We start from the raw sequence: 4,858 nt of genomic DNA on the forward strand, positions 1-4,858 counted from the left end.
GTGGTCGCTCCCCAGCCTGCCCCCCAGCCGCAGCCTGCCCCCCAGCCGCAGCCCGAGCCTGAGCCCCAGCCGCAGCCTGAGCCCCAGCCGGAGCCCGCGCCTGAGCCGGAGACCGTGCAGATCAGCGCCACGGCCCAGGAAGATAGGGTAGCCCATCTCGAGGTTCCTGCCTCCGTCACCAACGGCCAGCAGATCACCTCGATCCGCATCCTGGAGCAGCCCGAAGCCGGGCATGTCAGCGTCTCCCAGGAGAACGGCATCAATCTGGTCATGACCGACGCACAGAAAGGCCTTGGGCAGGTCGGCTTCTCATACGAGGTCACCTTGGCCGACAAGACGGTCGTTCGTGTCGATGCCGGCGTCGATCTGACGCCCGCCAAGGTTCTCGACGGATGGAGCCTCGGCAAAGGCTACATGCTGGAAACGGATGCCAAGGGCGATCTGGTCCTCGAACATGGTGACAATCACCGCAAGATCTTTGTCTCCGCGGGCGAGCATGCCCTCACCAAGGCGGACATTGCCGAGATAGAAGGCACAACCGTTGCCGCGATCGATAAAGCGGGCTGGGGCAGGTGGCTTGAGAAAAACCCGGAATATGGCGCCACCGAGGACATGGCCCTCTCGGCTGACCTTGGTATGGCGCTCTGGAATACGACCACCGGCGGCAAAACGACGTCCAATTGGCTCCTCTTCGAGCGCGGCTATGAGTATCCGGAAGCCCAGCGCCTCTTCAACCGCGGCGCCCACGGCGAGTCGGAACTGAACCCGCTTGTTGTCACGGCATATGGCGTGGGCGAGGACCCTCAGCTGGGCATGATGAACGTGTTCCAGACCCAATCATCGCACATGGTCGTCACCGGCGTGAAGCTGTCCGGCGCCCAGGCTCTTCTGGGGACCAACCTGCTGGTCGACAACGTCACCGTTCAAGCGGAAGGGAATTTCCAGAACGTCAACGGTCTGACCATCCGCAGGAGCGACTTCCTGGACATCGTCCGCGATGCTCCGCTGAACGAGGGGGACACCTGGTATGCCCACATCAACCGGAAGAGCGGCGTCTATATTGCGAACAGCAAGGGTGTGCGCCTGGACGAGAACCTGTTCGACCACAATGGCTGGGCAGAAGGCTACGACTACAAGCTGGCAGCCACGAAGCCGATGCCGCCATCGATGTATAGTCACAACATCTACATCCAGAACAACAATTTCGACGTCACGCTGGTCGACAACATCATCATGCGAGGGGCCTCCTTCGGAGCCCAGGTTCGGTCGGGCGGCTTTATCGAGGACAACGTCTTCCTCGACAACAACGCCGCGGTGAACTTCTTTGGTGGAGTAACCCTTGGCAATTACACCCTCATGAACGGCAACGTCATCACCTCGGCCGGCCACAAGCGGGTGTCAAATTCGGAAGGCGCGCTGTCCTACGGGATCGATGATCACGGCAAGCAGACCTCGCTGATCGAGAACATCGTCGCGCATCTGGCCGATCCTGCGAATGCCGCCGAGATCACCCAGAAGACTGTCACGCATCATGCCCTTAACAAGAATGACGCGCGCTTCTTCGATGACACCATTGTCTACAAATGGGCGGCAGGCCAGAAAAACACGCTCGACAAGAACACAGCCGGTCCCGATGCGGCCAAGATGGACGCCACCACTATCCAGCAATTCTCATCCCAGCTGTTGGGTAAGGAAGGCGCCACCATTGCCGACCTGGCGGCCGTGCTGCGCGCCCAGGCTCATGGCCAGCTGGACAGCGTCGTGGATGCCGACCTGATCATCGCCTTCTTCCGCGAAGGCTTTGGCCTAGACATCGCAGTGCGGACCGGATCGGAGACCATGGTCTTCGCGCCGGACGAGCGTGGCGACGGCATGCGCTGGGACAACCGCCTGAACTGGTCGACTAACGACCTGCCCGGAACCCGTGACGGCGACAGTGTCGATCTGGCAGGCAATGCCGTCCATTTCGGCAGCCTCACTGTGGAGGTCGACGACTTCGACTTCGGCAACTTCGGCAAGCTCATCGCCACCTCGGGCAAGCTCAGCATGGACGGCGACATCAGCGTCGGCGACCGGGGCGCTTCGCTCTCGATCGATCGGGCTGGCCAGGTCTGGATTGACGGCTATCGCGACAGCGACATGCTGGAGATCGACGTGGCGGGCGGCCGCTTCGCCAACAAGGGCAGCATGGTCGGCACGATCGACATGCATGTGAGCGACAATGCCCAAGCCCTGCTGGCTATCCCCGGCGGATCCTTTGACCTGATGGAGGGCAGCAGCCTGACCATCGAGGGAAACCGGGTCAAGGTGGGCTTTGATGGCCATAATGGCGATACTGGAGTCCTACGTATGCATGATGGCGCGACGCTTTTCTTCAAGGCTGATGCCGCAGGTCTTTCCACGCTTGGCGAGTTCCGCTCGGGCGCCTTCGGCGCGAGTCCGCAGATCGACACCGCCGTCCGTCTCGATGGCGACCTCAAGATCGACATCTCCGCTTGGGTTGCAGGCGCCGGCAGCGTCAGCGAAACGCTGATCAAAGCCGATGAGATTGTGGGAAGCTTCGACTCGATCGAGGTGATCGGTATGGCGAAAGACCGGAACGCCACTGTCGTCATCGACTATGATGCCGATGAGTTCCGCTTTGTGATGGACCCTGCAAACAGCACTGGCACGGGTGAGATCAGAACGGCCGTCATCGGAGCAGAACGCGCCGAGATATGGTCGCACAAGGTGGACATGCAGGATTTGTGGCAGGCTCTACATGATCCACGTCTTTCCCTGGTAGATGACCCACTTTCCCTTTGACTTGAACTCCTAGTTGTCTGGTTGTGAGACCTCATTGGCATAGAACAGGATTGCGTCGACCTTCGGCATGAGGTCGTTGCTGTTGGCTGGGGTGTAGCACGGGTTTGCCAGGCGATTGTTGTGCTCGAGGCGTCGGCGGACGGTATCGAGGGGCGACAAGCCGGGAAGGACGCGCTGTCGTCGTCGGTTGTAGGCCTGATTGTAGCCGGTCAGGAGAACTTCCAGCTCTGCATGGCTGGAGACAGTGATGCCGAGAACTTCGCTCGCGACACGGCCGTTGAAGCGTTCCACCATGCCATTATCCGGCATGATCGAGTCGATGCTTCGACATCCTCGGTTGTTTGCAGCGCTGGTGCTATCCTGAATGCATCCGGGATTCGGGGCATCGGGAGCACGTGAGTGCGGGCAGACCAAGCAACAAACCTGGGCTGCGAGCCCGTGCCGTTATGTGGTCGCCCCTGCGGCTCGCCCGGATGTGCCGAGAGCACGGATCTGTAGATGCCGCGTGCCCGCCCGCTCCCGCTATTGTTGGCAAGGAGGGAGACATGCGGATCATCGCACTCGATATCCATCGCGTCTTCGCAGAGGCGGTGGCATTGGAAGATGGAGGGTACCGGCAGCTCGGCCGCATCGGCATGACGCGGGATCACCTCGTGGCCTTCGCGACAACGTTGCGGTCGACAGATCATGTGGTGGTAGAAGCGACTGGCAACGCCACGGCGGTGCTCGAGATCCTGGCGCCGAAGGTCGCCCGCGTTGCGGTGGCAAACCCATTTCAGGTGCACCTGATTGCGCGAGCCAAGACCAAGACTGACAAGATCGATGCCCGGATCCTGGCGCGGCTTTACGCAGCGGGCTTTTTGCCCGAGGTCTGGATTCCTGACGAGAAGACGCTGGCTCGACGCCGGCAGGTGACGCGCCGGAACCAGCTGGTCAAGAGCCGGGTGCGGCTGAAGGCCATCGTGCAGTCTATCCTGCACGCACATCTCGCGCCGCGGTGTCCGCATACCGATCTCTTCGGTGGCAAGGGTCGGGCCTGGCTCCGCGCGCAGGTGTTGCCCGAAGACGAGCAGGCGGCGGTCGAGCGTCATCTTGAGGATTATGATCGCCAGACCGAAGCCCAGAAACAGGTTGAGCGGGACATCGCCTCGGCCGCGCTCGAGGATGAGGACGTCAAGCAGCTGATGACGATCCCCGGGATCGACATGGTAGTCGCCGTCGGCGTCATGGCCGCCATTGGTCGCATCGATCGCTTCGCCACGGCCGATCAGCTTGCCGCATATTTTGGTCTCAATCCAAGCGTACGGCAGTCCGGCGACGGGCCAGCCTATCACGGCCGGATCACCAAGCGTGGTCGAAGCGATGCCCGGCATCTTCTAGTCGAAGCGGCGTGGCAGACGGTGCGAAGCCCCGGGCCGATGCGGGCGTTCTACGAGCGGGTGCGGGCGCGGCGCGGCAACCATGTCGCGGCCGTGGCGGTCGCCAGAAAACTCGCAGTCCTGATCTGGCACATGCTCAAGAAAGGCGAGGATTACGCATGGGGTCGGCCAACCCTTATGGCCCGGAAACTGCGCAGCCTAGAACTCGCAGCAGGCCGTCCGGCACAGCGAGGCCAGAGGGGTAGTGCCTATGACTACAACCTCCCGGAACGCCGGGCGGCGGATCAAGCCTTGGCTGAACAAGCCGAGCACGCTTATCGCCGCATTATGCAGCGTTGGCGACAGCGCAAGCAGAAACAAGGTGCGGGCGCCGCAAACGAGGCGCGACACTGATCCGGCGGCGCGGCGGAGCCTGCACCTCACGCTCTGCTCTTTGCCACGCGGTCGCCCGCAATGAGAGAAAATAGCACATCTCTGAAGAAAGGGGCTGTTCAATCTCATCCGTGGTTTGGGGGGTATAGGGTCTGGTGGTGCGGCGAATGACCTTGAGTGTCGCGCAGGCGCGTTCGAAATCCTCGGCGGTAAAGCAGGAGCCGCGATCCGTCAGCACATGCGTGATCCGGAAGGGGAAGGCTTTTTGTGCCTCAGCGAGAAAGGCGACCGCATTGGCGGCG

At 61.7% G+C, this 4,858-nt stretch carries 2 protein-coding genes and 2 pseudogenes; 2 read left to right on the forward strand and 2 right to left on the reverse strand.

The annotated features are described in order from the left end of the window. Positions 1–114 precede the first annotated feature (114 nt). Positions 115–2,805, forward strand: a complete 2,691-nt coding sequence (locus RAH32_RS21195; protein ID WP_306610378.1) for a right-handed parallel beta-helix repeat-containing protein — start codon at positions 115–117, stop codon at positions 2,803–2,805. Positions 2,806–2,814: 9 nt separating this feature from the next. Here RAH32_RS21195 and RAH32_RS21200 read toward each other — a convergent pair. Continuing rightward, positions 2,815–3,105, reverse strand: a pseudogene (locus RAH32_RS21200) (IS481 family transposase); the annotation flags it as partial. A 245-nt stretch (positions 3,106–3,350) separates the two neighbouring features. Between RAH32_RS21200 and RAH32_RS21205 the strand changes: the two are divergent. After that, positions 3,351–4,577 (forward strand): IS110 family RNA-guided transposase, encoded by a 1,227-nt coding sequence (locus RAH32_RS21205; RefSeq protein WP_306610379.1) that lies wholly within the window; start codon positions 3,351–3,353, stop codon positions 4,575–4,577. A gap of 94 nt (positions 4,578–4,671) precedes the next feature. On the opposite strand, the pseudogene RAH32_RS21210 reads toward RAH32_RS21205, so the two are convergent. Continuing rightward, a pseudogene (locus RAH32_RS21210) lies at positions 4,672–4,858 on the reverse strand (IS481 family transposase); the annotation flags it as partial.

It is taken from the genome of Paracoccus yibinensis, from assembly GCF_030846195.1.
Classification (GTDB): Bacteria; Pseudomonadota; Alphaproteobacteria; order Rhodobacterales; family Rhodobacteraceae; genus Paracoccus; species Paracoccus yibinensis.

Excerpts from the sequence above, each read along its gene's own strand:
- RAH32_RS21205 (WP_306610379.1), top strand. The coding sequence starts at position 3,351 with ATGCGGATCATCGCACTCGATATCCATCGCGTCTTCGCAGAGGCGGTG.